The organism is Streptomyces zaehneri, assembly GCF_032248645.1.
In the GTDB taxonomy this organism is placed as follows: Bacteria; Actinomycetota; Actinomycetes; order Streptomycetales; family Streptomycetaceae; genus Streptomyces; species Streptomyces coriariae.
Map to the genome: position 1 here is coordinate 341,172 of NZ_JASTTJ010000002.1, position 25,282 is coordinate 366,453.

Consider the following 25,282-nt stretch of genomic DNA (forward strand, 5'->3'; position numbering starts at 1 on the left):
CGGTCGGCGGCGGGGTCCGCGGCAGGCGCGGACCGGGTCACGGGATCTCCTGCTCGGCCCAGATGATCTTTCCGTCGGCCGTGTGCCTGGCGCCCCACCGGTGGGCGAGCTGCGCCACCAGGAACAGGCCGCGGCCCCCCTCGTCCGTGATCCGGGCATGCCTCAGCCGCGGGGCCGTGCTGCTGGCGTCGGAGACCTCGCAGGTCAGACGCGCGTCGAGGATCATCCGCAGCCGAATGGGCGGCGCGGCGTAGCGCACCGCGTTGGTGACCAGCTCGCTCACGATCAGCTCGGAGGTCATGGCCAGATCGCCCAGACCCCAGGCCTCCACCTGCCGGGTGGCCCGGGCCCGGATGTCGGCGACGGCGGCCGGGTCCACCGGCACGTCCCAGGAGACGACGTGCTCCGCGCCGAGGGCGTGCGTGCGCGCCAGGAGCAGGGCGATGTCGTCCGGCTGGGGCACCGGCACGAGCTGTCGCACCGCCGAGGAGCACAGGGTCTCCAGGTCGGCGTCGGACCGGGCCAGCACCTCGCCCAGCCGGGACATGCCCTGTTCGATGTCCCGGTCGGCCCCCTCCACCAGGCCGTCGGTGTAGAGACCGATCAGGCTGTTCTCGGCGAGCTCGATCTCCGTCGACTCGAACGCCATCCCGCCGAGCCCCAGCGGGGGCCCGGCCGGGGGCTCGGGGAAGGACACCTGCCCGTCGGGGGTGACGACGACGGGCGGCGGGTGTCCGGCCCGCGCCATCTTGCACCGTCGGGTGACCGGGTCGTAGACGGCGTACAGGCAGGTCGCCCCCAGGAAGGCGGTGGCGCCCTGCTGAGCGCTGGTGTCGTCGGTCTGCTCACCGCTCAGCCGGAGCACGAGGTCGTCGAGGTGGGCCAGCAGTTCGTCGGGGGGCATCTCCATGTCGGCGAGGGTCTGGACCGCGGTGCGCAGCCGTCCCATGGTCGCGGCGGCGGCTATGCCGTGCCCCACCACGTCGCCGACGACGAGTCCCACCCGGGCCCCGGACAGGGGGATCACGTCGAACCAGTCGCCGCACGCCCCGTCGGTGGGGTCCGCCGGCCGGTAGGAGGAGGCCAGCTCCAGCGCCGTTCCGCCCGCCAGGGCGTGCGGCAGCAGACTGCGCTGAAGGGTGACCGCCGCCGTGTGCTCCCGGGTGTACCGGCGGGCGTTGTCGACGCAGAGCGCCGCCCGTGCCACCACCTCCCGGGCCAGCAGGACGTCGTCGGGCCGGAACGAGACGGGGTTGAGGGACCGGACGAAGGTGGCGAGGCCCAGGGCGGTGTTCCGCGCCCGCATCGGCACGGAGATGAGGGAGTGCAGGCCGAACTCGCGGATACTCACCGCCCGTTCGGGTTGTTCGGTGGTCCACAGGTCGTCGGAGGGATCGAGCACGGGAATGAGGATCGGCTCGCCGTCGATGAGCAGGTTGGCGTCGTGCGGCGGCGGCAGGAAGTCCACCCGGTCCCCGATCCGCGCCACGGCCTCCGGGCAGCCCTCGCGCACCGAGCACATCCCGGCGCGCCGCATCACCGGCCGCGCGGGCGCCGGTCCCGCGTCGGTCAGCCACGCACCGTGCCCTTCGGTGCTGAGCACCGGCTCCAGGAGGTCGACGATGACGAAGTCCGCGAATCCGGGGACGGCGAAGTCGGCCAGCTCCTGGGCCGTGCGCATCACGTCCAGGGTCGTGCCGACGCGGGCCCCGGCCTCGTTGACCAGCGACAGCAGCCGGCGGGCGTGCCACCGCTCGGTGACGTCCTGGACCATGTAGCAGACCCCGGTGACGGAGTCGTCGTCCCCCACGAGCGGGAAGAACGACGTGGAGTAGGCGTGCCGGCGGTGCGGGTCGGCCCAGCTCCACCCGAGGTACTCGTAGTCGGTGACCGGGGCCCCGGTCTCCAGGACCTTGACCATCAGCCCCTCGATGGCGACCGCCTCGAGTCCGGGCAGCAGCTCGCTCAGCCGTCGCCCCAGGCGCTGTTCGCGGGGCACACCGCCGAACCGTTCCAGCGTGTCGTTCAGCCACACATAGCGCAGCTCCAGGTCCATCACCGCCATCCCGACCGGGGAACGGGTCAGGAACCCGTCGAGGACGGACTGGCCCAGCGTCCACCGCTCGCTCCGGCTGCTCGCCGAGAGCAGGAAGCACTCGTCGTCGCCGATCCGGAAGGAGGCGGAGACCCGCAGGTCGACGTCGACGGGGCGGCCGTCGCGGTGCCGTACGGAGATGACACCGCTCCACCCCATCCCGGCCCGGCACCGCTCCGCGACACCCGCCGCCCGTGCCGGGTCCCGGTCCATCGCCACCAGCTCCGCGGCCGAGCGGCCGACGACCTGCGACGCCGGGCGGCCGAGCAGTGCTTCCGCAGCACGCGTCCAGCCGACCACGACGCCGTCCGCGGACACGATCGCCGCCGCGTCGGTGGACGCGTCGAGGAGATCGCGCGGTCCCGCGGGCGTCGGGGCGTCGAAAGCATCTCGCGCAGAATCCATGGGTTCCGTCCTTTACACGACCATGGTCCTGCTTGTCCGCCCGATGCGCACGGCGCCGTCGGTTCAGCCTCCGGGGCTCCCGGTTTTCGGTCACGCCGAACCAGAGGCAGCATGGAGGTACAGGAGGAGGCTCCGCGATGACAGCCGAACCCAGCCGGCCGGGCGCGAACGCGTACGACGCCGAGACGCCCGCGCGCACCGGTCTGCTGGACGTGCTGAGCGTGTCCGCGATGGTCATCGACATCGACGGACGCATCGTGTTCTGGACCCCCCAGGCGGAGGATCTGTTCGGCTACACCGCGCAGGAGGCCCTCGGCAAGTACGCGGCACGGCTGTTGATCCACCCCGAGCACCTCCAGTCCGTGGTGAGGCTGTTCGCGGAGGTGCTGGAGACCGGCCGGAGCTGGGCCGGCGCCTTCCCCATCCGGCACAAGGACGGCACCAGCCGGCTGATGGAGTTCCGCAACATGCGGCTGCAGGACGATCTCGGGGACGTCTACGCCCTGGGCATCGCCGCCGACCACAATCTGCTCCAGCGCGTCGAGACCGATCTGGCGCTGTGCGAACGGCTGATCAACCAGTCGCCGATCGGTCTGGCCCTGCTGGATCCGGACCTGTGCTACCTCCTGGTCAACCCGGCGCTCGAACGCATCGACGGCATCCCCGCCGAGGACCATGTCGGCCGTCGGCTCAGGGAGGCGATGCCCCTGCCCGACATCGAGACCATCGAGTCCGCGCTGCGGCAGGTGCTCACCACCGGCACGCCGCTGCTCGACCAGTACCACGTGGGCCGCCCGCCGACCGACCCCGACCACGAGCACGCCTGGTCCCTCTCCTTCTACCGCCTGGAGGACCCGGGCGGGCGGGTGCTGGGCGCGGCCGCCTCGGTCGTCGACGTCACCGAACGGCACCGCGTCGCCGCGGAGGCCGACCGGGCCCGGCGGCGCCTCGCCCTCATCGCCGAGGCCTCCACCCGGGTAGGCACCTCACTGGAGGTGGACCGGACCGCCCTCGAACTGGCCGACATCGCCGTCCCGCAGCTCGCCGACGTGGTCGCCGTGGACATCCTGGACTCCGCCCTGGCCTGCCGCCGCTCGCGCCGGCCGGACAACGGCCCGGAGCTGTTCCGCGCCCTCGCGCTGAAGGCGGCCCACCCCACCGTGGCGCTGCGCGCCGCCGACCCGCCGGGCGACGTCGCGGCCTACGAGGGGGACCGCCTGGTCACCCTGTGCGTGCACACCGGCCGGCCGGTCCTGGTGCGGCACGTCGGCGAGCAGGACATCCCCCGGATCGCGCGGGACGCGGAGGCGGGTGCGCTGCTGGCCCGGGCCGGCGTCCACTCCTACCTCGCGGTGCCGTTGATCGCCCACGGCGAGGTGCTCGGCGCCCTCGACCTCAAGCGCACCCGCAACCCGCTGCCGTTCGACGAGGACGACGTCATCCTGGCCGGTGAGCTGGCCGGCCGCGCCGCCGTGGCCATCGACAACGCGCGCTGGTTCCAGAGCGTGCGCAACACCGCCCTCACCCTCCAGCGCAGTCTGCTGCCCGACCACGCGCCGCATCACACCGGCCTGGAACTGGCCTCCCGCTACCAGCCCGCCCAGGCGACCAGCGAGGTCGGCGGCGACTGGTACGACGTCATCCCGCTGACCGACGACAAGACCGCGCTGGTCGTCGGGGACGTCATGGGCAACGGCATAGACGCCGCCGCCACCATGGGCCGGCTGCGCACCGCGACCTGTGCCTACGCGGACCTCGACCTCGAGCCCGGCGACGTGCTGCGGCACCTCGACAAGATCACCTGCGATCTGGAGCACTACATCGTGACCTGCCTGTACGCGGTGTACGACCCCAGGACCCGGCAGTGCCGCATCGCCAACGCGGGCCACATGCCGCCCGCGCTGGCCGGTCCCGGCCGTGATCCGACGCTGCTGGAGCTGCCGCCGGGAGCCCCGCTCGGCGTGGGTGGTGTCCCCTTCGAGACCACCACGGTCGAACTCGCCCCCGGCGACCTGCTGGTCCTGTACACGGACGGCCTCGTGGAGACCCGCCTGCACCCCATCGACGACCGCCTGGACGTCCTGCTCAGCTTCCTGGACGAGCCCGGCCGGCCCCTGGAGGAACTCTGCGACCTGCTGCTGTACGGCCTGCGCCACCCCGACGACCACGACGACGTCGCCCTGCTCATCGCCCGGACCCCGTAGCGGGCACGTCGGCCACGACCAGACCCGCGATGTGGGCGGTGACCGTGTCGAGGATGTCGGTCCAGGCGGTCGCGTCGCCCAGCACGAGGTAGTTGAGGGTCAGACCGTCGGTCATGGCGGCCAGGTAGCGGGCCAGGACGGGGACGGGGACGCGCAGCCGGAGGTCCATGCCGCTGCGGAGCTGCTCGATGAGTTCGGTGTAGGCGTCGCCGTACATCTCGTACTGCCGCCGGGCCAGTTGCCCGAATCCCGGCTCGCGCAGCGCGTACTGCGTGAGTTCGTAGGTCAGCATGTGCTCGTCGGGGTGGGCGCGGACATGGTCCCAGTACGCCTGGAAGCCCGCCCGGACGGTCTCCTCGAGGGTGGCCCTGGGCCGTAGCGCGTCCTTCACGACACTCACCGAGTGGTCGGTGAGCGTCGTGATGACGGACTCGACGAGGGCCTGCTTGGAGTCGAAGCAGTAGTGGAAGACGCTCAGGGACACCCCGGCCTCGGCGGCGATGGACCGGGTGGTCGTCCTGGGGACGCCGTCCCGGGCCATCGCTCTGATCGCCGCTTCCGTCAGCTGCCGGCGCCGTTGCGCCGACGGCATCCGTGCCATGTGTGTCCCCCCGTGGCTGCCTGCTAGGCGCTGTGGACGCCCACCTCGTACAGCGAGTATCCCCAATCCGTGCCCCGGTCCAGGCCGTGCACCCGGACGTAGCGGGCGGGGGTGCCGGTGAACCTGGCCGTGTCCAGGCCGCCGTCGCCGGAGGTGGTGGACCAGGCGGTCGTCCAGGTGGCGCCGTCGGTGGAGAGTTCGACGCGGTACGACTTGCCGTACGCGCGCTCCCAGTCGAGGGTGACGCGGGAGACCAGGTTGGTGGAGCCCAGGTCGACCTGCCACCACTGGTCGTCACTCCAGTCACCGGCCCAGCGGCTGGCGCCGTCGCCGTCCACGGCACGGCCGGGCTGGTAGCTGGTGAACGGGTTGGACTCGGACGAACTCGCGGTTGCGGTACGGCCCTTGGCGAGGTTCACCGAGGCCTGGTGCTGCTCGGTGGAGCCCCAGGTGCCGAGGTAGGACTCGGCGCCCCGCAGGAGGTCGTCCACCACGTCCTGTCCCGCGACGAGCCGGATGTCCTCGATCCAGTCGGGGATCAGGCCCACGTCGGCGCCGCCGTCGGTGTTGTAGTCGAAGGTGCGGGTGCCGACGGTCTGCCGGTCGATGACGGAGCCGCCGTCGACGCTCCTGAAGGGGTACGTGACCTTGTTCGCGGCGTCGGCTCCGCGCGGGGCGGGGTGGTCGCCGATGCCGTTGAAGTCGGTGCCGTAGCCGTAGCCGACGCCGTACTTGTCCCGCAGCGCGTCGGTGCGCTCGGCCTCCGCGCCGAAGGCCTCGGAGCCGTGCATGTACTGGGCGACGAAGCCGCCGAGGGAGTAGACCCGCTCGGTCCAGTTCAGGTCCATCCAGCTGTGCGAGGACAGCACGCCGGGGTAGTTCGCGGCCTCGAAGATGTCGAGCGCCCGGCCGGTGGCCTTGACGCTCATGTGGTCGATCTCGAGCATCATCTTGCGCTTCATCATGCCGCGCACGGCGTACTCGCCCAGAGCGGTGAGCCCTCGGGTGTTGCACTGGGCGTCCGCGGCGTACGTGGGGACCTCCGTGCCCGCCGGCAGGTCCGCCTCCGCCGCGGAGGCGGCGGTGCCGATCGGGTTGTCGTGCTGCGGCCCCGTGCACTTCTCGGTCTGCCAGAAGGTGCCGGTGGACAGGAACTGGCCGACGTTGATGGCCGTGCCGAGGCCGCCCTCGTCGAAGCGGACGCCGCACAGCGCGTTGTCGAACTTGTGGCACAGGAACATGCTGCGCACGCCCAGCGCGTACAGCTCGTCCAGCCCCTTGTCGACGTCGGCCTGGCTGCACTGCGCGATGTCGAGGATCTGCTTGCAGCCGAACGGTTCGGAGGTCTCGACGCCCAGGACGACCGCCAGCTTGCCCTGCTTGATCACCTCACGCGCCTGTGCGCTGTCCAGGACGATCCGGAACCAGCCCTTGCCGGTGCCGCCGTACATCTTGTCGATGTAGGCCTGGAGGTCGTACGTCAGCTTCGCCTGGAGGCGGATCGACGTCATCTCGTCACAACTGCGGTCCTTGAACGGGTAGACGGAGCAGATCATGCCGTTGGTGACCAGGTCGTTGACCAGCACCCGCTGTCCGCCGCGCCAGGCCCGCTCGACCCAGGCGTAGTAGTTCGCCTGATGGGTCATCGAGTCGTAGGCCGGCCAGTCCTCGAAGGTCGGCCACCCGGCCGGGTCGTGCTTTCCGTCGCCGCCGTGGGTGATGTAGTCGAAGAGCGCGAGCGTGCCGTCGGGGTAGTGCTCCGGACAGTCCTTGAGCGCGTCGGCGACCCCGGCTTCGGAGAACACCTTGCCGCAGATGAGCCGGCCGCCGAAGGCCTCGTTGGAGAAGAGGTGGTTGTGCGCGTCGACGAACCCGCGCACATCGCCCGCCGAGTCGGTGCCGGTGAACGGCTCGCCGGTCACACCCACCTGGGAGTCGGGGGCCGGCCTGGCCGTGGGTGTCCACCAGTCCGCGCCCGCCGCCGAGCTCGGTGTGGGGCCGAGGACCGTGGCGAGCACGAGAAGGAGCAGCGAGACGACGGTGGCATCTCGGCGTCTGCGGTACGGGCGTCCGGTCATGGTCACAGCCCACGTCCCTCGGTCGGCGGGAAGGCGCGGTCGACGAGGGCTTTCTGACTGCCCATGAGATTGTCATGACCGACGCAAGATAGTGCGACGAGGATCGCGACAGATCCCTACCGAGTCAAGGGTCCGGGACGCTTGACCTGATAGCCGAAGGCCCGGCGCGCGGCGCGAACTTCCCACGCCCGCCTTTCAGTTGCGCCGGAAGCACCGCGGGAGCACTCCCTCACCGGCGCGCTCGCACGTTCAGGTGCTGATCCACAGGAGCGCGCCTCACCGCCTCCGCTCCGCCCCGGGGAGGCTTCCGTCCTGCTCCCCGGTCAGCACACGGAGCCGCCGAGCGCCATCCGCTCCGCCGAGGGCCCGCTGCTCTTCGCGGGCGACCACACCTCGGTCAAACCGTCGTGGATCGAGGGCGCGCTGGAGTCGGGGGTCCGGGCCGCGCTGGAGGCGCACGGAGCGCAGGGCCGCCCCGGAATGGTTTTGAACGCGTTCAAATAAAGAGTAGGGTTCCCTTCCGACAAGAGGGGGCCTTACTCATGAAGATCGTGCTGCCGGGCGGGACCGGGCAGGTGGGGACCGTGCTGCGCCGCGCGCTGTGCGCGGCCGGACACGAGGTCGCGGTGCTGAGCAGACGGCCCGGTCACGGCGAGATCCTGTGGGACGGCCGCACCCTCGGTCCCTGGGCCGAGGCGATCGACGGCAGTGACGTCGTGGTCAACCTGGCAGGACGCAGCGTCAGCTGCCGCTACACGCCGGACAACCTGCGGGCGATGATGGACTCCCGGGTGGACTCGGCCCGGGTCGTGGGCCGGGCCATCGCCGCCGCCGCGCGGCCCCCGCGGGTCTGGCTCCAGATGAGCACCGCCACCGTCTACGCGCACCGGTTCGACGCCCCCCACGACGAGGCCACCGGCGTGATCGGCGGAGCCGAACCCGGCGTCCCGCACTACTGGGGCTACAGCGTGGACATCGCGACCGCCTGGGAGCGGGAGCAGGAGACGGCGCACACCCCGCACACCCGCAAGGTCGCCCTGCGGTCCGCGATGGTGATGAGCCCGGACCGGGGCGGGGTGTTCGACGTCCTGTCGCGGCTCGCCCGGCTCGGCCTCGGCGGCCCGGTCGCCGGCGGCCGTCAGTACGTGTCCTGGATCCACGACCACGACTTCGTCCGCGCGGTCGAGTTCCTCGTCGGACGCGACGACCTCGCCGGAGCGGTGAACCTGGCCGCCCCGGCCCCCCTCCCCCACGGCGCGTTCATGCGCGCGCTGCGCGGCGCGTGGGGGGTCCCGGTGGGCCTGCCCGCGACGAGGTGGATGGCGGAACTCGGCGCCTTCGCCCTGCGCTCGGACACCGAACTGCTGCTCAAGAGCCGGCGTGTCGTCCCCGGCCGGCTGCTCGACGCGGGCTTCGCCTTCGAGCGGCCCGAGTGGCCGGGGGCCGCCGCCGACCTCGTACGACGGAGGCGAGGCCGCTGACGGGCCGCGCAGACGTGCACAGGGGTCACGTCCGCGCGGCTGTTTCCGGTGGGCGTCAGCTCGTCGCGCGGACCGCTTCGAGGATCAGCTCCGCGACCGCCTTCGGCTGCGACACCGCGACGGCGTGCGAGGCGCCGTCGATCTCGACGATCGTCGCCCCGGCCCGCTGGGCGCCGAAGCGCTCGACCTCGGGGTTGATGGCCTCGTCCGCACCGGCGATCAGCGCCCAGGACGGCTTGGTCTGCCAGGCGGCCGCGGCGGCACTCTCCTCGAACGCGGCGGCGGCCAGCGGGCGCTGGGACGCGGCCAGGATCTTGGTGACACCCCCCGGCAGGTCGGCGGCGAACACCGACGGGAAGGCGTCCTCGGCGATGGTGACCTCGACGGCGGGCTCGCCGCCCGGCACCGGGTACGTCCACTGCTTGAGGTTGCTGACCAGCGTGGAGAGCGGGAAGCGGCCCTGGAGCTCGCCGAGGCTCTCGCCCTCCGCCAGCGCGTAGGCGGCGACGTAGACGAGGCCGACGACGTTCTCCGTGGTGCCGGCCACCGTGATGAGGGCGCCGCCGTAGGAGTGACCGACGAGGATCACCGGGCCGTCGATCTGAGCGGCGAAGGAGGCGACGTACGCGGCGTCGGAGGCGAGGCCGCGCAGCGGGTTCGGCGGGGCGACCACGGGGACGCCGTGGCCCTGGAGTTCGGCGACGACGCCGGACCAGCTGGCGGCGTCCGCGAACGCTCCGTGGACCAGGACGACGGTGGGGGTAGTCATAGCGGTGTCTCTCCTGAAGGTCAGACGTGCAGAGCGTCGCGCAGGGTGCCGACGGCGAGCGTGATGGCGGCTTCGGCGGCATGCGTCGGGCGCAGGGCGTTCAGCATCACGAAGTCGTGGATGATGCCCTGGAAACGCACCGCGGTGACCGGGACACCGGCCGCGCGCAGCTTGTTCGCGTACGCCTCGCCCTCGTCGCGCAGCACGTCGGCCTCGCCGGTGATGACCAGGGCCGGGGGCAGGTCCTCGAGCTGCTCGGTGGTGGCGCGCAGCGGGGAAGCGGTGATCTGGGCGCGCTCGGCCTCGTCGCTCGTGTACTGGTCCCAGAACCACTGCATGCCGTCGCGGCGCAGGAAGTAGCCCTCCGCGAACTGGTGGTAGGAGCCGGTGTCGAAGCTCGCGTCGGTGACCGGGTAGAAGAGCACCTGCTGGACCAGCGGGACGCCACCGCGCTCCTTGGCCATCAGGGTGAGCGCGGCGGTCATGTTGCCGCCGACGGAGTCACCGGCGACGGCGATGCGCGTGGCGTCGAGGCCCTTGGACGCGCCCTCCTCGACGATCCACCGGGCGACCGCGAAGTTCTGCTCGATGGCGACCGGGTAGCGGGCCTCGGGAGAGAGGTCGTACTCGGGGAAGACGACCGCGGCCTCGGCGCCGACGGCGAGTTCGCGCACCAGCCGGTCGTGGGTGTGGGCGTTGCCGAACACCCAGCCCGCGCCGTGGATGTAGAGGATCACCGGCAGGGTGCCCTCGGCACCGGCCGGCTTGACGATCCGGGCGCGGACGCTGCCCGTGGGACCGCCGGAGACGGTGATCCACTCCTCGTCGACCGCGGGCTTGTGGATCTCACCGGACTGGACCTCGTCGACGGCCTTGCGCCCCTCCGCCGGCGGCAGGTCGAAGAGGTACGGCGGGTTGGCGGTCGCCTCGGCGAACGCCGCGGCCTCGGGTTCGAGCACCGGCGTGACCGGCTCGACGACGTCGGACATGGCATCTCCTGCTGTATTCGATGTGCGTTGTCTTGCTCCGCCACGCTAAATCCGCCGAGCGGGCGGAAATTGTCCGCCCGTGCACCGACGCTGTGCTCACAGTGCACAGAGGCCTTTCCGTGGTGGGCACGGAATTCCCTTGACCACGAAAGGGAATTCGAGAATACGGTCGCGCTCCGCGGCGTGAACGGCCGGAGATCACGGCCGCGTTCAGCGGTGACCGCTCCGCGCGCCGCGCCCCGCGGTGTCCCGCCATTCGCGCGGGGACATGCCGTAGGCCGACCGGAAGACCCGGCTGAAGTGCGTGGCGCTCAGGAAACCCCACCGGGCTGCCACCGCCGCGATGGTCCGGCCGCCGCGGCCGTACCGCATCAGGTCGCGTCGGCACTCCTCCAGACGGCGGCGCAGAATCCACCGGCCCACGGTGGTGCCCTCGTCCTTGAACAGCTTGTGCAGATAGCGCACGGAGATGTGGTGGGCACGCGCGATGACCTCCGGGGACAGGTCCGGGTCGGTCAGGTGCAGTTCGACGTACTCCAGGACGCGCCCCAGCACCGGGGAGTGCGCGCCGGGCGTGCCCGGGGCCCCGGGCGTACCGCGTGTTCCGGGTCCTGCGGCTCCCCGGGGTGTTCCGGGTACTGCCGTGCCCAACTGCTCGGCGGCGAGGGTGGCCAGCAGGTTCACCGCGTTCCAGGCGAGCATCTCGCCGACCTGAGGGCGGGCCTCGGCCGTGGCGCGGGCCAGGTCGGACAGCAGCGGCGACAGCAGGGTGCCGAGCCGGGAGGCGCGGGCCACCGGTGTCCGCGCGATCCGCCGCACGTCGGAGTCCACCAGCCCGAGCAGGTCGGCCGGGACGAGGAACGTCGTCGCTCGGAACGGCTCACGGAAGTCGAGCGCGGGCGCGCGCCGGACGTCGTAGAAGCAGACGTCCCCGGGCGCCAGACGCAGGCCGCGGGCATCGGGCGGCTCATGGGCGGGGGCGGGAGCGAGGGCGGCGGTGCAGGGGTCGGCGGTGTCCGGGGCAGCCGTGTCGGGCCGGGCGCCGCCGCGCAGGCCGACGAAGAGGTACTCGCCCGCGTCACGGGCGAGCAGCCGGTGCGCGGGGTGCGGCGACGCCTCGCCCGGCAGCCGGGCTGGCGTGTCCTGCCCGGTCGTGATCTCGACACCCAGGGGTGTCCGGACCACGGGCGGGGCGAGGGCGCGGGCGCTGTCACAGGTACTGATGGTGCTGGTAGTGGGCATCTTCCGCCATAGCCTCCGGGGACCGTCCATCACGTCGTTCGGACGGTAGTTCGGCGGATGTGCAAAAAGAGTGACAACGAAGTGACAGCGCCTTCACGAGCCGCGGGGCCGGCCTTCCGCGGCGGCGCGTTCCGTGGCGAAGACCCGCAGCAGGTCATGGAGGGTGTAGCGGCCCGGCGCGGGCTCGGTGAGGAGATGGGCGTCGGCGAGGACGCCCAGCAGCAGCCTGGCCCGGCGGACCGGCAGCCCGGCGAGCGCGGCGGCCCCGGCCGGGGTGATGTCGGGTCCTTCGTGCCGGGGCAGGAGGCGGAAGAGGCGGGCGCTGTCCGGCGCCAGGAGCCGGTAGGAACCCAGGAAGGCCTCGCGGGTGGCGGCGAGGGCGTCGAGACTGCCGTGCGCCTCGCGCAGTTCGGCGGCCACCGCGGCGAGCGGGAGGTCCGGTCGGCCGGCAGCGCGCGCGGCGACGGTGGCCAGCGCGAGAGGCAACCGGCCGCAGCGGGCGACGATCTCGTCGGCGGCCCGTGGTTCGGCCGCCACCCGCTCGGCACCGATCCGCCCGGCCAGCATCGCGTACGCCTCCTCGGCGGGCGGGGTCGCGAGGCGGAGCGGCCGTGCTCCCGAGGCGACCAGTCCGGGCAGGGCGTGGCGGCTGGTGACCAGCGCCAGACAGCCCGGCCCGGTGGGCAGCAGCGGGCTCAGTTGTCCGGTGCCGGCGGCGTCGTCGAGGACCACGAGGACGCGCCGACGCGCGAGGAGGGTGCGGTACATGCCGGTCAGGGCGTCCAGCCCGTCCGGCATGCGGGGCTCGGGCACGCCGAGCGCCGCGAGCATCGCGCGCAGCGCGTCGGCCGGCTCCACGGCGGGCCGGGCCGGATCGGAGCCACGCAGCGCCACGTACAACTGCCCGTCGGGGAAACGGTCGGTGGCCCGGTGCGCCCAGTGCAGCGCGAGGGTGCTCTTGCCGATCCCGGCCGTCCCACCGACCAGCACGACCCCAGCCGCCGAGCCGGCCGCCCCCTCCAGCCACTGCGACTCGACGACCCGCCCCGCGAAGGAGGGGAGCGCCGCCGGCAACCGGGCGGGCCGCACGAACTCCCCGACGCCATGCACCCCGGCACCGGGAGCCCCGCTGCCAGGCACCCCGGCACCGGGCGCTCCCGTCCCGGGCGGCCCGCTGCCAGTTGCTCCGGGGGCGCGGTCTGCGTTGGCGGCAGGGGCGGCGGGTCCCGGGGTGGGGGGCCCGGGGGGAACCGGGCCGGCAGGGGCCGGGGGCGTGGTGGTCTTCGTGGTTCGGACCGGTCGGCCGAGGTGTACGACCGGCCCGCTCCTGAGCCGGTGTCCGACGTCCTGGCGCAGTACCCGTGTGTGGGCCGCCGCCAGTTCGGTGCCCGGGATGAGGCCGAGGTCGCGGGCGAGGCGTCGACGGACGTCCTCGTACGCCCCCAGCGCCTCGGCCTGGAGTCCGCAGGCGGCCAGCACCAGCACCAGCCTCGCGTGCAGCGACTCGTCGAGGGGGTCGTGCGCGGTGGCCCGGCGCAGGGCGGGCAGCACCTGCTCGGCGTGGCCGCACAGCAGCGCCGCGTCGGCGGCCAGCCGGACCGTCTCGAGCAGCTCCTTCTGCACGGCCGTGAACTGGACGTGTTCGCGCGCGGACGGCGGGATCCCCATCGCCACCTGCCCACGCCACTCCCCCAGCGCCAGGGCGAACTGCCGGGCCGCCGTCTCGGCCCGTCCGGTGGCCGCCGCTCGCTTGCCCTGCCGGGTCAGCTCACGGAAGCGCAGCAGGTCGACCTCGTCGGTCGCCGCCTCCAGGAGGTAGCCGCCGGTGCGGCGCAGCAGACGCCGTCCCGGGGCGCGGGACGGCAACCCCGGTTCGAGCAGCCGCCGCACCGCGCCGACGTAGCGCCGCACCACGTTCAGCGCGCTGGCGGGCGGCCGCTCGGCCCACAGCACGTCGAGGATCTCGCTGGTCGGCACGGACCGGCCGGCGTGCGCGAGGAGGAGCGCGAGCAGGGCGCGTTGCTGAGGGAAGCCGGGATCGAGCTCCCGTTCCTCCCGCCACACCCGTACCGGCCCCAGCACCTCGAAGCGCGTCACTTCAGCCAAGGCGTCGTCCGGCGGCGTGATCGAGCCGGAGCCGGTGTCAGACGGCACCGGCGTGACCGTCCCGTGCGTTCAGCAGTGCCTCGACCCGCTCGGCGTCGGGATGGTTCAGGCCCCTGAGGAGGACCAGCGCCTGCCGCCACGCGGTGCGCGCGCCGTCGTGGTCGCCGGTGGCGAGGTGGGTGTCGCCGACCCGGACGAGGATGTCGGCCTCGACGTAGGGCACGCCCAGGTCGCGCAGCAGGGCGAGGGCGTTGCGGTATCCGAGGAGCGCGTGCGGGTGGCGGCCGAGGTGGTGGTGGGCGTAGGCGATGCTGTCCCAGGTGGCGGCCTGCCCGTAGCGGTCCCCGAGTTCCTGGAGCATGGTGAGGGCCTCGAAGCAGTGCGTCAGGGCACGCCGGTACTCGCCGAGCTGAGCGTGGTACCAGCCGACCGAGTTCAGCACGCTGGCCTGCGCGGCGCGGTCGCCGAGCGTACGGAACAGGCCGAGGGCGAACCGGTTGTGGCGCAGGGCGCCGGGCAGGTCGCCCCGCTGGTCGCACTCCCAGCCGAGACTGCGGTGGGTGTGGGCGCGGCCCGTGTCGTCGCCCAGCTCGGTGAAGAGCTCCAGGGCCCGCTCCAGTCGGGGAACGGAACGGGAGTGCAGACCGAGCCGGCCCTCCACCCGGGCCAGTCCACGCAGGCCGCGGGCCTCCAGCGCGGGGTCGGCGAGCCGTCGGGCGGCGTCGAGGGCGGTGCGCTGCACGGCGAGCCCGTCGTGCCAGTGGCCGCGCCGGTCGAAGAACGGCTCCAGGGACCAGGCCAGTTGGCAGGCGAGACGTTCCCGCACGGGCTGTCCCGACGCGGCGGCCGTCTCGACCACGGCGAGCAGGACCGCGTGTTCGGCGGTGAGCCAGGCCAGGGCGCGGTCGTCGTCGGCGAGGGGTTCGGGACGGACGCCCTCGGGCGCGGGCGGCGGGGGCAGCGGGTCGGCGTTGGGGGCCAGCAGCCGGTCCGCCGCGTGGACGGTGTGCAGGTAGTGGTGGTGCAGGCGGTTCAGGGCCGCCGCACGGTCGGCCTCGGTGTGCCGCTCGTGGACGAGTTCGCCGGCGTGGGCGCGGAGCAGGTCGTGGAAGGCGTAGCGGCCGGGACTGTGTTCGGTGACGAGGTGCAGTCCGGTCAGCTCGGCCAGCAGCGGTCGGGCCCGGCCTACGGGCAGGCCGGCCAGGGCGGCCGCGGCCGGCAGGGAGAGGTCGGGGCCCGGGTGCAGCGCGAGCAGCCGGAACAGCCGGGCGGCCGCCACCGAAACCGCACGCGAGGACCAGGAGAAGACCGTGCCGACGTCGACGGAGGCGTCGGAGCGGACGAACGCGTCGAGGCTGCCGTGGGCGTCGCGCAGTTCTTCGGCGACGGCGGCGAGCGGGAAGTGGGGGTGACCGGCGGCGCGGGCGGCGACGCAGGCGAGGGCCAGGGGCAGTCCGGCGCACAGTTCGCTGATCTCGTCGGCCGCCCGGGGCTCGGCCGCGACCCGCTCCGCGCCCAGGCGGCGGACCAGGAAGGCCCGCGCCTGGACGGCGCCGAAGGGGCGCAGGACCAGGGAGTGGGCACCGTGGGCGGCGACGAGTCCGGGCAGTTCGTCGCGGCTGGTGACGATGGTGAGGCAGCCGGGCGAGCCGGGCAGCAGCGGCCGCACCTGCTCGGTGTCCCGCGCGTTGTCCAGCACCACGAGGACCCGCCGGCCGGCGAGCACGCTGCGGTAGAGGGCCGCCTGCGCGTCCACCCCGTGCGGGACGCGTTCCGGCGGCACACCGAGCGCGCCGAGGAACCCCCGGACCGCCTCCCCCGGGTCCAGGACGACGCCGGACGGGTCGAAGCCGCGCAGGTTGACGTAGAGCTGCCCGTCGGGGAACCGGTCGGCGACCCGGTGGGCCCAGTGCACCGCGAGCGTGGTCTTGCCGACGCCCGCCATACCGCCGATGGCGCTGATCACCACGGTCCCGGGCCCCGACCCGTCCGCACCGGACAGCGCGAACACCTCGTCGAGCTCGACGTCCCGACCGGTGAACGTCTCTATGCCGTGCGGTAGTTGGGCGGGCGTTGGCAGAGCGGACGGCGACGGCGGACCCGGCGCGGGCGCAGGCGCGGCCGAGCTGTCCGCACCCGCGCGATCGGGCACCTCACCACCGGACGACGCATGCGCGAGGGAACCGTCCGCGCCCGCCCCACCGGACGCCTCGCCACTCGGCTCACCGGACGACCCGACCGTCGTCTCCCGCACCCCGTGCAGCACGGTGTCGCGCGCGTCGCGCAGTTCCGCTCCGGGGTCGATCCCCAGTTCCTCGGCCAGCCGCGCCCGTACGGCCTCGTAGGCGGCCAGCGCCTCCGAGCGATGGCCGGCCGCCGCCAGCGCGAGGATCAGTCCCGCCTGGAGAGGTTCGTCCAACGGGTGCCGCGCGGCGGCCTGTCGCAGCTCGGCCAGGACCGCGTCCGGCCTTCCGGCGCGCAGCGCGACGTCCGCCGCCTGCCGCACGGCGGCCGCCAGCTCACGGTCCACCGCGTCGAACGCCGGGTGCGTCCGCGCCTGCGCGGGAATGCCGGCGGCGAGGGGCCCGCGCCACAACGACAGCGCCTCGGTGAGGAGTTCGAGCGCCTGCGCGGGTGACCGGTCCGCGATCCGGCGCCCCTCCTCGCGCAGCGCGCGAAACCTCAGCAGGTCGCAGGAGTCACCGTCGGTCACCAGCCGGTATCCACCGGCGTCCCGTACCAGCCAGCGCCCCTCCGCGCGGGCGGCGAGGCCGGGCTCCAGCAACCGGCGCAGCGAACCCACATGGCGCCGGACGACATTGACCGCGCTGCGCGGTGGAACCGCTCCCCACAGGACGTCGACGATCTCGCTCACGGCGACCGGCCGCCCCGCTCCGACCAGCAGCAGGGCCAGGAAGGCACGTTCCTGCGGTCCTCCCGGCTCCAGTTCCGCGTCCCCCCGGAACACCCGAACGGTTCCCAGGACCGCGAACCGCGGCGGCTCCAGCGGCACGCCATCCCCCCTCCGGTCTTCCTCCCCGGCTTCGACTGTACGACAGGAGAGATGTTACCCAGAGTTACACATGAGGCGTTCCGGCTGTCCAGAGACGACGGCCCGGCGAAAAACTGATTGAGCTAGGCAAGAACCTAGGGATACTAGGAAAAGCTCGAGGGCACGAGGGCCCTCGCCCGCACGGACAACCGACTGGAGCAAGCCATGACCCCGCCCCGGACCGGCACCCTGGCAGTGCCCGGCGCCACCCTCCACTACGAGACCCTCGGCAGCGGACCGGTCCTGCTGCTCATCCCCGGCGGCGCCGGGGACGCCGGACTGTACGCGGGCATGGCTCCGGAGCTGGCCACCCGTTACGCGGTCGTCTCGTACGACCCGCGCGGTCTGTCCCGCAGCCCTCTCGACGGTCCGGCGGGCACTCCAGGCGCCGACGAAGAGGTGGCGGTCTGGAGCGACGACGCCCACCGGTTGCTCGAACTGCTCTCCCCCGACGAGGAGGCGGTCGTCCTCGGCTGCAGCTCCGGCGCCGTCGTCGCGGTGGACCTGCTCGCCCGGCACCCCGAGCGGCTGCGCCGGGTGGTCGCGCACGAACCGCCCCTGCTGGAACTGCTGGAGGACCCGGCCCCGCATCGCGCCCTGTTCGCCGAGGTACACGAGACCTTCCGCACCGAGGGCGCCGACGCCGCCATGGCCCGGCTCGGCGAGGGACTGGCGGACGGACCGGGCCCGCGGGCGCCCGCGCAGCCCACGGAACTGCCGCCCGGGATCCGGGAGATGGCCGTCCGGATGCACAACAATCTGCCGGTCTTCCTGGGCCGCGTCCTGCGCCCGTTCTCCTCGGCCGTACCCGACCTCGGCGCGCTCAGGTCCGTGGCGCACAAGCTGGTGCCGGCCGCCGGGCGCGACTCCCGCCGCCTGCTCCCGTTGTACGGACCGGCCGCGCGCCTCGCGGAGCTGCTGGGATCCGGACTGGTCGAGTTCCCGGGCGGCCACCTCGGAGCCGTCGAGTCCCCGAAGGAGTTCGCCGACCGTCTGCTGACCGTCCTGGACCGACCGGAGCGGTGACGGCCCGTCGGCGCTCACCGACCCTCACCGGCCGGCGGCCGGACACGCGGGGTCCGGGACGACTTCGCCCCGGACCCCGGTCAACCGTGGAGTGAGTGACCGCTCGTCAGCAGGTGCGGCCGGTGTAGTGGGCGCCCTGGATCCTGGCGGCGGAGCCCAGCCACGACGTGCCGGGACCGACGCACCGCTCGTGGTCGGCCGCCCAGGCCACGTCGACCTTGATGACCACGCGTGAGCCGTCCGACGTGCAGTGGTTGCAGAAGGCGTCGGAACCGGTCTCGTAGAAGCCGCACGGGTCCGCGGCCGCGGGGCCCGCGGTGGCGGCCGTCAGCGCACCCAGAGAGGTGAGGACGAGAGCGACGGAACCGAGGGTGCCGAGCACCGTACGACGAACACGCACGGCGAAGCTCCTTGCCGGGAAAAGAGGGCCGATGGAGAGAAAAGCCCAGGTCCGCCGAGGGAACGAAGGCCTGGACCAGGATCTCCGCGTGCCCTCGGAGATGATCGGACGACGGGACCCGTTCACCCCTCGAGTCGTTTCGCCGCTGCTCCGTCGGAGTGGTCGCGCCCCGAAGGACGACTAGGCGGGGCGGGGTCCCCGGGATGGCGGGCCGTTTCACCCGGGTGAGCGCCTTGAGTGGTGGAGCGGGGCTCGCTGACTGACGGTGGATCACGTCAGGCCGGGTCGTGTCAGCTGACGAGGTGTCGGCTGCCCGGTCGTGACGGAAGGACCATCAGATGCGTTCAGCTCGCATGATCCTGGCCACCGCGGCGGCTTCGGCCGCCCTCGCCATCGGCGCCCCCGGCGCCTACGCCGCCGGTGACACGGACCACGACGACTCGTCCTACAGCAAGGAGGACAGCTCCTCGTCCAGCAAGGAGCACGACAAGGAGGACGACTCCTCGTACAGCAAGGAACACGACAAGGAGGAGCACGGCAAGGAGCACGGCAAGGAGGAGCACGACTCCCCGCACGGCGGCATGCACACCGGCGGCGGCGCCCTCGCCTCGGTGAACGACAGCGGCGCGGCCAAGGACCCCAAGTACGACCCCGAGACCTACAAGGACAAGGACAAGGACACCGAGAACGGCGGTGAGCACGGCAAGGACTCCTGGAACGGCGGCAAGGAAGAGGAGTCCGGCGGCTGGAGCAAGGAGCACGACAAGCCCAGCGGCGGCGTGCACACCGGAGGCGGCGCCCTCGCCACCCCCTCGGCCACCGCGGCCGGACTCGGCGTCCTCGCCGTCGCCGGCACCGGCCTCTACGCCCTGCGCCGCAAGAAGACGGTGGGGGGTGTGGCCTGACCCATGCCTGACGCGATAGCGAAGCCGCGGCCGCCACACATGCCCCCTGTGGCGGCCCGGCCCGCGTTCCGCCGACCGTCCCCCTTCGGCCGCGAGCCGCTCCCGGCCGGGATCGTATGCGGGAACCCCGACTCCCCTGTCGGCTCGTCCGCTTCGCCCGTACACTGACAAATTGTGGACGTGCGGGCGCAGTTGACCGGGGGGAGCCGCCATGTCGGGGGACCAGTACGGCAGATACGACGACACCGACCACAACACCTTCTACTACGTTCCGCCCATGCCGCCGGCCCCGCCGCCGGCGCCGGCGGACGGCGCTCGGGCCGTCGCGGTGGCCGTGCTCAACCTCAGCGGTCTGGGCCTGGGTTACGCCCTGGTGCGCCGCTGGGCCCTGATGGCGCTGTGCTGGGTCGCCACCGCCGTCCTGCTGTTCGTGGCACTGCCGGCCGACCCGGACGGCGTCCCGGGCTTCGCCCTCGTCCTGTACGTCCTGTTCCTCCTCGCGGTGGCGGCGGACGGTGCGCGCGTGGGCCTGCGCACCCGGCTGACGGGACTCCGGCGGGCGCCGCTCGCGCTCGGCCTCGGACTGCTCCTGCTCGTCGTGCCGGCCGGTGGTGTCGTGCTGTACGACAGCGCACGGGACGAAGCGACCCAGCAGATGCTGCTCGACCGGCTCGACGAGGCCGACGAACTGGTGCAGGCCGCCGGTGACAAGCCGTTCAGCTCGGCCCAGGCCGACTACCGCGAGGCGCTGGGCGTCTACGCGGACCTCAGGTCCGACCACTCCGGTTCCCGGGCGGCCGAGCGGGTGCCCGCCCGGATGAAGACCTACTACACGACGGTCGGAGCCCCCTACGCGCAGGGCGACTACTGCGAGGCGGTGGAGCCGCTGAAGTATCTGCGGACGGTTCCCAAGAGCCTGCCCGGGACGGATCTCGGGGCACTGAAGACCTGGCCCGACGACCGGCTGGCCACCTCGCTGTACGAGTGCGCGTCGACGGCGCTCACGGCGGGCGAGGCCAACTGGGGTTCGCAGTACGGGGAACTGCTGACCACCTTCCCCGAGTCGGAGCAGGCCGCGAAGGTCGAACCCGCCGTGGCCGCCGCCGTCGTCCGTACGGAGAAGGACCTGCACGGGGCCGAACCCTGCTCCGCGGTCCAGCGGCTGCGTACGCTCGGCTCCCAGATCGACGGCCTGGACGCCGGGCAGGCGGACATCGGCGCCGCTCTCGACAAGGACAGCCGACGGGCCACGACCAGCGCCGACACCGGCACGTACACCTGCGGCGTGGACCAGTACCGGGACGGCGACTTCGAGTCGGCGCAGACGACCATGACGGAGTACGCCTCCGCCCACAAGACCGCCAAGAACGCCGGCCTGGCGAAGAAGATCGCCATAGCGGCGGAGATCGCCCAGACCGTGCCCGCCGCGGGCAAGAAGCTGCCGACGACCCGTACCGGCGGCAGCATCTCCGTCACCGTGCAGAACGACAGCCCCGACGCGGTCACGGTCCTCTTCACCGGCCCGGTCACCGGCAGCTTCACCCTCAAGGCCTGCGGCAGCTGCAAGGCGTACTCCTTCGGCAGCACCATCAACCCGTCGTTCGAGCCGTGCAACGACAGCGGCAAGAACTATCCGCAGCGCACCATCAGCCTGCCGGTCGGCACCACGTTCTTCCTGCACAAGCCGAACGGCGACAGCTCCGCCACGCCCGCCTCGGACACCGCCAAGCTCGAGTCGGGCTACGTCTACACGGAGTGCGCCTACACGACGCAGAGCTTGGGGTCAGGTCTCTGAATTCCGTGTGAAAACCCGGAGGATTTCAGCCCGCTGAAAGGCTGCCAGCAGCGCACTTCGTTATCTGTGGGTCGCATGTGACGGGTGATAAGGTGCGCCGAATTCTCTCGCGCAGGGCCCCCACACGAAAGCCTTGAGATACTCCATGAACGACATAACGGCGCAAGCACCCGAGCATCCCTTTGTCCCGGGCGGTCGACGCCGGCACCGCAGGGCCGGACAGAGCGGCGCCGGCGTCCGGCGTGCGATCGTGCTCGCACTGGCCCTGCCCGTCACCTCGGCGGCCCTGGCCGGCCCCTCGGCGTTCGCCGCCGAGAAGGGCATCGGGACGACGGCGGAGGACACGGCGGCGGGCCGGACGCTCGACGCGGACGACCAGCAGCTGGTCGCCAATCTCGAGGCCCGCGTCGTCGACCCGCGTCTGGGGTCCGAGGTCGGCGGTGTGGTCCTGGACTCCGAGTCGGACACCACCCTGTGGGACCACGACGGGGCGACCGCGCTGATGCCGGCGTCCAACACCAAGCTCGCCACGGCGACCGCCGCCCTGACCGTGCTCGGCCCGGACCACAGGTTCACCACGAAGGTCGTCTACGGCAACGGCACCCTGACCGTGGTCGGGGGCGGAGACCGTACGCTGACCAGCGCCGACCTCGCCGAACTGGCGAAGACCGCGGTCGCCGGGCTCAAGGCCGCGGGGCTGACGTCGGTGAAGGTCGCCGTGGACGACAGCCTCTTCGGCGCACCGACCCTGGCCGACGGGTGGAACACCGGCTACTACCCCGACTCCGTCGCCCCGGTGCGCGCCCTGGTCGTCGACGGGCACGGAGTCCAGGACACCTCGATCGACGCCGGGGAGGTCTTCGCCCAGCAGCTCAGGGCGGCCGGGGTCACCGTCGACGGCGCCGTCACCCGCGCCGAGGCGGCCCCTGGCGACGTACCGGTGGCCCGGCACCAGTCGGCAGCACTGTCGGAGACCGTCCACAAGATGATCAAGGTCAGCGACAACAACATCGCCGAGACCCTGCTGCGGATGACCGCGCTCGGCGCGGGCCGCCCGGCCACCTTCGAGGACGGCACGGACGTCGTGCGCAAAGTGCTGAGCCTTCGGTACGGCGTTTCCCTCGACAACTTCGAGATCCACGACGGAAGCGGCCTTTCGCGGGCCAATCGCATTCCGGCCGCCACGCTCGCGGAAATCCTCGAACTGCTGACGGAATCGCGTTACTCGTCGACTCTGGGCTCCATCCTCGACGGACTGCCCGTCTCCGGTGAGGCCGGCAGCACGCTCGGTCCGGAATGGGGCCGCTTCGACGACGTGAACTCCAAGTGCGCGGTCGGCAAGGTGCGCGCGAAGACCGGCACCCTCACCGGAGCCATCGCCCTGAGCGGTCTGACCCAGGGCAAGGACGGCAAGTGGAAGGTCTTCTCCTTCATCGAGAACAACTCCACGGCCGACCCGAACGACATCAAGGACGCCATGGACGGCCTCGCGGCCACCGTGAACGGCTGCTGGGCGTAGCGAACACCCGTGCACGACGAGAGGGCCGGCGCCTCCGGGGCCGGCCCTCTCGCGTCACAGCCCGACCCCTCCCCCGACTGTGACCCACACCACAAGGAAACGCTGCCGTTTCGATGAATTCGAGGGCTACTCTGACCATCAAGTGAACGAAACGGTTTCGTTCATGAGAGGCGTACGCCCCCACTCGCATGGAGAACACAGCCATGGCCTCCGTACTCATCGCCGACGACCAGTCCCTTCAACGCGTCGGCCTGCGCATGCTGCTGACCGCCGAGCCCGACCTGACCGTCGTGGGCGACACGGCGAGCGCGACCGAAGCGGTCCGGATGAGCGCCGCGCTCCGTCCCGACGTCGTCCTGCTCGGCGGCCACCGCCCCGAGAAGGACGACATCGAGACCATCCGCCGCATCGCCCACCCGCCACGTCTCACCGCGGTCCCCGGCCCTACCGGACCGGTCGGGCAGCAGCCGCGGATCCTGGTGCTGACCTCCACCGGTGACGAGGGCTACGCCTACGCCGCCCTGCGCGCGGGCGCCGGCGGATTCCTCCCGAAGGACGCCACGGCCCACGAACTCACCGCGGCCATCCGCGTCGTCGCAGCCGGGGACGCCGTCATCACCCCCGAGCTGACCCGCGCACTCATCGACACCGTCCGCCACGAGCGCGCCCCGCGCCCCGGCGAGCGGGCTGTCGGACTCGACACCTTCACCGGGCGCGAACGCGATGTCCTCGTCGCCGTCGCGTCCGGCTGGTCCAACGCGGAGATCGCCGCACGGCTGTCCATCGCCCCGACCACCGTGAAGTCCCACGTCAGCCACATCCTCGCCAAGATCGGCGCGCGCGCCCGGGTCCAAGCCGTCGCCTTCGCCTACGAGTACGGCCTGGTACGCCCGGCGGCCTGACGAACAGCCCTTCTCACCCCCGCCCGCCCTCGCGCCCTCGCCCCCTCGCGCGCTCTCACCCTTTCCCCCTTACCCCGTTCCCCTTTTCGCTCTTCCTCCTTCTCGTTCTCGCCCTCTCTGCGCTTCTGTCCCTCCCCCGCGGCCCCGTACCCCGCCTCCCGGTTACGGGGCCGCCGGGCGGCTAGCCTCGGTCGCGTTGGTGGACGCGGGCCAGGAGCAGATTCGGGTCGGGCTGCTTGAAGTACGCCGCGCTGGGGACGTAGGCGGTCCGGCCGCGTACCGCCACCGAGGCGGGGTTGGACAGTCCGTCCTGCCGGGTGAGGACGATGCGGTGGGTACCGTCCGGGCGGACCTGGGCGACCTCGCTGCTGCCGATCAGGGCGGCGAGAAGCGTGTCGCGGTGCCGGTCGAGGAACGCGAAGTCGTCGATCGCGGAGAGGCCTGTCGCCCGGGTCTCGATCGCGCCGGCGCAGCCGCTCTCCCGCACGGGGATGCGCAGCAGCGTGCCCGCGTTGGTGTTGGACACCCACACGGCGTCGCGGTGGACCTTGAGGCCGTTGACTCCGACGCGGGCCGCCGGCGGTGCGTTGCGCGGCTCGAGCACGGCTCCCGCGGCCCACGCCGTGGGCTTGCCGCCCGAGCGCGGGACGCGCCAGACGGTGCCCAGCACCGAGTCCGCGGCGTAGAGCACGCCCCGGCGCTCGTCGAGGGCGAGGCCGTTGGGGAACCCGGTCGGCGGCAGCTGTGCGATCTGCCGGGGCTGTCCGCCGCCGGCGGGGATGCGCCAGATGCCGGTCTCGCGGGTGCCGGTGGCGTAGTTGACGTACAGGGTGCCGTTCTGTGCGCGGGCGATGCCGAGGACGACGGCCCTGCCGACGACGGGTGTCTGCGGGTCCGTCACGGCGGGCAGGGTCGCCAGGAGCCGCGTCCTGCCCTGCCGGGTGACGTTGACGACCTGCCGGGCGGTGGAGAACGTCAGGTCGGCGGAGCCGTCGGGTTCGAGGGCGATGTTCTCCGGTGACTGGCCCTTGGCGAGGTCGAAGTGGACGACGACGCGCGGAGCGGAGACCGCCGGCTCGTCCGAGACCGCGGGGGCCGTGGCGAGCAGGCCGAGGGAGAGGGCGACGGCGGTGACGCCCGCCGAACGGGGGACTCGGGGCATGGGACCTACCTTGCGGGGAAGCCGGAATCGCCGCCGTGCGGCGGCCAGACGACCATGGCTGTGGGCGGGCGGCGGCCGCCGCAGTCGTGGCCGGGGGATCGCCCGCGTGGCCCAGGGCATCGACCCGCCTGCCGCTCACCCGGGTGACCCGGCCATGCAGCAGACTGTGCCGTGCGGACAGCGGTCCCGACAGCCGTCCCGACGGCGACCCGCCCGGACGGACACTCACCCAGAAGGAAGCACAGCGTGATCATCTTCGGCACCAAGGGATACCTCTACCAGCTGGCGATACTGACGCTCGTGTGCGGCCGTTGCGGCAATCCCGCCGCGCACACGCTGCGCAAGCGGGTCACGAAGTTCACGCTGTTCTTCGTGCCGCTGTTCCCGATCTCGACGAGTCACGCGACGCAGTGCACGTTCTGCGGTGCCGAGCAGAAGCTGACCAGGGAGCAGGCGGAGCAGTTGACGGCGCAGGCCGCGGGCGGCGTGGGCGGCCAGGCGTACGGCACGCCGTACCAGCAGCCGCACCAGCACTGACGGCCTCCCGGCGG

At 72.6% G+C, this 25,282-nt stretch carries 18 protein-coding genes and 1 pseudogene; 9 read left to right on the forward strand and 10 right to left on the reverse strand.

The genetic code is table 11. From position 1 onward, the window contains the following. Positions 1-37: 37 nt before the first annotated feature. Positions 38-2,500 (reverse strand): SpoIIE family protein phosphatase, encoded by a 2,463-nt coding sequence (locus QQM72_RS04330; protein ID WP_314219424.1) that lies wholly within the window; start codon positions 2,498-2,500, stop codon positions 38-40. A 137-nt stretch (positions 2,501-2,637) separates the two neighbouring features. On the opposite strand from QQM72_RS04330, the gene QQM72_RS04335 reads away from it, so the two are divergent. After that, positions 2,638-4,704: a SpoIIE family protein phosphatase gene (locus QQM72_RS04335; protein ID WP_314219425.1), complete on the forward strand. Its 2,067-nt coding sequence runs from the start codon at positions 2,638-2,640 to the stop codon at positions 4,702-4,704. Here QQM72_RS04335 and QQM72_RS04340 read toward each other — a convergent pair. Further along, a complete protein-coding gene (locus QQM72_RS04340) occupies positions 4,685-5,305 on the reverse strand; it encodes a TetR/AcrR family transcriptional regulator (RefSeq protein WP_314219426.1) in 621 nt (206 codons plus the stop codon). The genes QQM72_RS04335 and QQM72_RS04340 overlap by 20 nt on opposite strands. A 23-nt stretch (positions 5,306-5,328) precedes the next feature. Then, positions 5,329-7,383: a galactose-binding domain-containing protein gene (locus QQM72_RS04345; RefSeq protein WP_314219427.1), complete on the reverse strand. Its 2,055-nt coding sequence runs from the start codon at positions 7,381-7,383 to the stop codon at positions 5,329-5,331. Positions 7,384-7,668: 285 nt separating this feature from the next. Here QQM72_RS04345 and QQM72_RS04350 point away from each other — a divergent pair. Next, positions 7,669-7,887, forward strand: a pseudogene (locus tag QQM72_RS04350) (FAD-dependent oxidoreductase); the annotation flags it as partial. A gap of 38 nt (positions 7,888-7,925) precedes the next feature. Next, positions 7,926-8,864 (forward strand): DUF1731 domain-containing protein, encoded by a 939-nt coding sequence (locus QQM72_RS04355; RefSeq protein ID WP_314219428.1) that lies wholly within the window; start codon positions 7,926-7,928, stop codon positions 8,862-8,864. Positions 8,865-8,919: 55 nt separating this feature from the next. Here the strand turns inward: QQM72_RS04355 and QQM72_RS04360 are convergent, their stop codons facing one another. The 5 genes from QQM72_RS04360 to QQM72_RS04380 form a co-directional block, all read right to left on the reverse strand. Beyond that, positions 8,920-9,633: an alpha/beta fold hydrolase gene (locus QQM72_RS04360; RefSeq protein ID WP_314219429.1), complete on the reverse strand. Its 714-nt coding sequence runs from the start codon at positions 9,631-9,633 to the stop codon at positions 8,920-8,922. 20 nt (positions 9,634-9,653) lie between these two features. Beyond that, positions 9,654-10,622: an alpha/beta hydrolase gene (locus tag QQM72_RS04365; protein WP_314219430.1), complete on the reverse strand. Its 969-nt coding sequence runs from the start codon at positions 10,620-10,622 to the stop codon at positions 9,654-9,656. A 210-nt stretch (positions 10,623-10,832) separates the two neighbouring features. Then, on the reverse strand, positions 10,833-11,864 hold the full coding sequence (locus QQM72_RS04370) for a helix-turn-helix domain-containing protein (protein ID WP_314219431.1): 1,032 nt from the start codon (positions 11,862-11,864) through the stop codon (positions 10,833-10,835). Between the two features lie 93 nt (positions 11,865-11,957). Continuing rightward, positions 11,958-14,018: an AfsR/SARP family transcriptional regulator gene (locus tag QQM72_RS04375; protein WP_314219432.1), complete on the reverse strand. Its 2,061-nt coding sequence runs from the start codon at positions 14,016-14,018 to the stop codon at positions 11,958-11,960. Beyond that, entirely contained in the window at positions 14,008-16,983 is a 2,976-nt protein-coding gene (locus QQM72_RS04380) for an AfsR/SARP family transcriptional regulator (RefSeq protein WP_314219433.1), read from the reverse strand. Before QQM72_RS04380 ends, QQM72_RS04375 begins: the two co-directional genes overlap by 11 nt. Before the next feature lie 204 nt (positions 16,984-17,187). Here QQM72_RS04380 and QQM72_RS04385 point away from each other — a divergent pair, with 204 nt between their 5' ends. Next, positions 17,188-18,048 carry an alpha/beta fold hydrolase gene (locus tag QQM72_RS04385; protein ID WP_314219434.1) on the forward strand — a complete coding sequence of 287 codons (861 nt, stop codon included), beginning with the start codon at positions 17,188-17,190 and terminating at the stop codon, positions 18,046-18,048. Between the two features lie 106 nt (positions 18,049-18,154). Here QQM72_RS04385 and QQM72_RS04390 read toward each other — a convergent pair whose 3' ends face one another. Further along, a complete protein-coding gene (locus QQM72_RS04390) occupies positions 18,155-18,448 on the reverse strand; it encodes a DUF6355 family natural product biosynthesis protein (RefSeq protein ID WP_314219435.1) in 294 nt (97 codons plus the stop codon). 338 nt (positions 18,449-18,786) lie between these two features. Here QQM72_RS04390 and QQM72_RS04395 point away from each other — a divergent pair, with 338 nt between their 5' ends. The 4 genes from QQM72_RS04395 to QQM72_RS04410 all read left to right on the forward strand — a co-directional run bounded on the left by QQM72_RS04395 (position 18,787) and on the right by QQM72_RS04410 (position 23,569). Further along, positions 18,787-19,353: a hypothetical protein gene (locus QQM72_RS04395; protein ID WP_314219436.1), complete on the forward strand. Its 567-nt coding sequence runs from the start codon at positions 18,787-18,789 to the stop codon at positions 19,351-19,353. Positions 19,354-19,564: 211 nt separating this feature from the next. Next, positions 19,565-21,148: a hypothetical protein gene (locus QQM72_RS04400; protein WP_314219437.1), complete on the forward strand. Its 1,584-nt coding sequence runs from the start codon at positions 19,565-19,567 to the stop codon at positions 21,146-21,148. Positions 21,149-21,293: 145 nt separating this feature from the next. Then, a complete protein-coding gene (dacB, locus tag QQM72_RS04405; protein ID WP_314219438.1) occupies positions 21,294-22,667 on the forward strand; it encodes a D-alanyl-D-alanine carboxypeptidase/D-alanyl-D-alanine endopeptidase in 1,374 nt (457 codons plus the stop codon). A 203-nt stretch (positions 22,668-22,870) separates the two neighbouring features. Next, positions 22,871-23,569: a response regulator transcription factor gene (locus QQM72_RS04410; protein WP_314219439.1), complete on the forward strand. Its 699-nt coding sequence runs from the start codon at positions 22,871-22,873 to the stop codon at positions 23,567-23,569. A gap of 181 nt (positions 23,570-23,750) precedes the next feature. Here QQM72_RS04410 and QQM72_RS04415 read toward each other — a convergent pair whose 3' ends face one another. Continuing rightward, positions 23,751-24,731: an SMP-30/gluconolactonase/LRE family protein gene (locus tag QQM72_RS04415; protein WP_314219440.1), complete on the reverse strand. Its 981-nt coding sequence runs from the start codon at positions 24,729-24,731 to the stop codon at positions 23,751-23,753. A gap of 246 nt (positions 24,732-24,977) precedes the next feature. Between QQM72_RS04415 and QQM72_RS04420 the strand changes: the two genes are divergently transcribed. Then, the gene (locus QQM72_RS04420) at positions 24,978-25,268 is read left to right on the forward strand and encodes a zinc-ribbon domain-containing protein (RefSeq protein WP_314219441.1); all 291 of its coding nucleotides are present in this window, start codon (positions 24,978-24,980) and stop codon (positions 25,266-25,268) included. Positions 25,269-25,282 lie beyond the last annotated feature (14 nt).

Coding starts and splice junctions, on each gene's coding strand:
- QQM72_RS04330 (WP_314219424.1), bottom strand. CDS start 2,500: ATGGATTCTGCGCGAGATGCTTTCGACGCCCCGACGCCCGCGGGACCG.
- QQM72_RS04335 (WP_314219425.1), top strand. CDS start 2,638: ATGACAGCCGAACCCAGCCGGCCGGGCGCGAACGCGTACGACGCCGAG.
- QQM72_RS04340 (WP_314219426.1), bottom strand. CDS start 5,305: ATGGCACGGATGCCGTCGGCGCAACGGCGCCGGCAGCTGACGGAAGCG.
- QQM72_RS04345 (WP_314219427.1), bottom strand. CDS start 7,383: ATGACCGGACGCCCGTACCGCAGACGCCGAGATGCCACCGTCGTCTCG.
- QQM72_RS04355 (WP_314219428.1), top strand. CDS start 7,926: ATGAAGATCGTGCTGCCGGGCGGGACCGGGCAGGTGGGGACCGTGCTG.
- QQM72_RS04360 (WP_314219429.1), bottom strand. CDS start 9,633: ATGACTACCCCCACCGTCGTCCTGGTCCACGGAGCGTTCGCGGACGCC.
- QQM72_RS04365 (WP_314219430.1), bottom strand. CDS start 10,622: ATGTCCGACGTCGTCGAGCCGGTCACGCCGGTGCTCGAACCCGAGGCC.
- QQM72_RS04370 (WP_314219431.1), bottom strand. CDS start 11,864: ATGCCCACTACCAGCACCATCAGTACCTGTGACAGCGCCCGCGCCCTC.
- QQM72_RS04385 (WP_314219434.1), top strand. CDS start 17,188: ATGACCCCGCCCCGGACCGGCACCCTGGCAGTGCCCGGCGCCACCCTC.
- QQM72_RS04395 (WP_314219436.1), top strand. CDS start 18,787: ATGCGTTCAGCTCGCATGATCCTGGCCACCGCGGCGGCTTCGGCCGCC.
- QQM72_RS04400 (WP_314219437.1), top strand. CDS start 19,565: ATGTCGGGGGACCAGTACGGCAGATACGACGACACCGACCACAACACC.
- dacB (WP_314219438.1), top strand. CDS start 21,294: ATGAACGACATAACGGCGCAAGCACCCGAGCATCCCTTTGTCCCGGGC.
- QQM72_RS04410 (WP_314219439.1), top strand. CDS start 22,871: ATGGCCTCCGTACTCATCGCCGACGACCAGTCCCTTCAACGCGTCGGC.
- QQM72_RS04415 (WP_314219440.1), bottom strand. CDS start 24,731: ATGCCCCGAGTCCCCCGTTCGGCGGGCGTCACCGCCGTCGCCCTCTCC.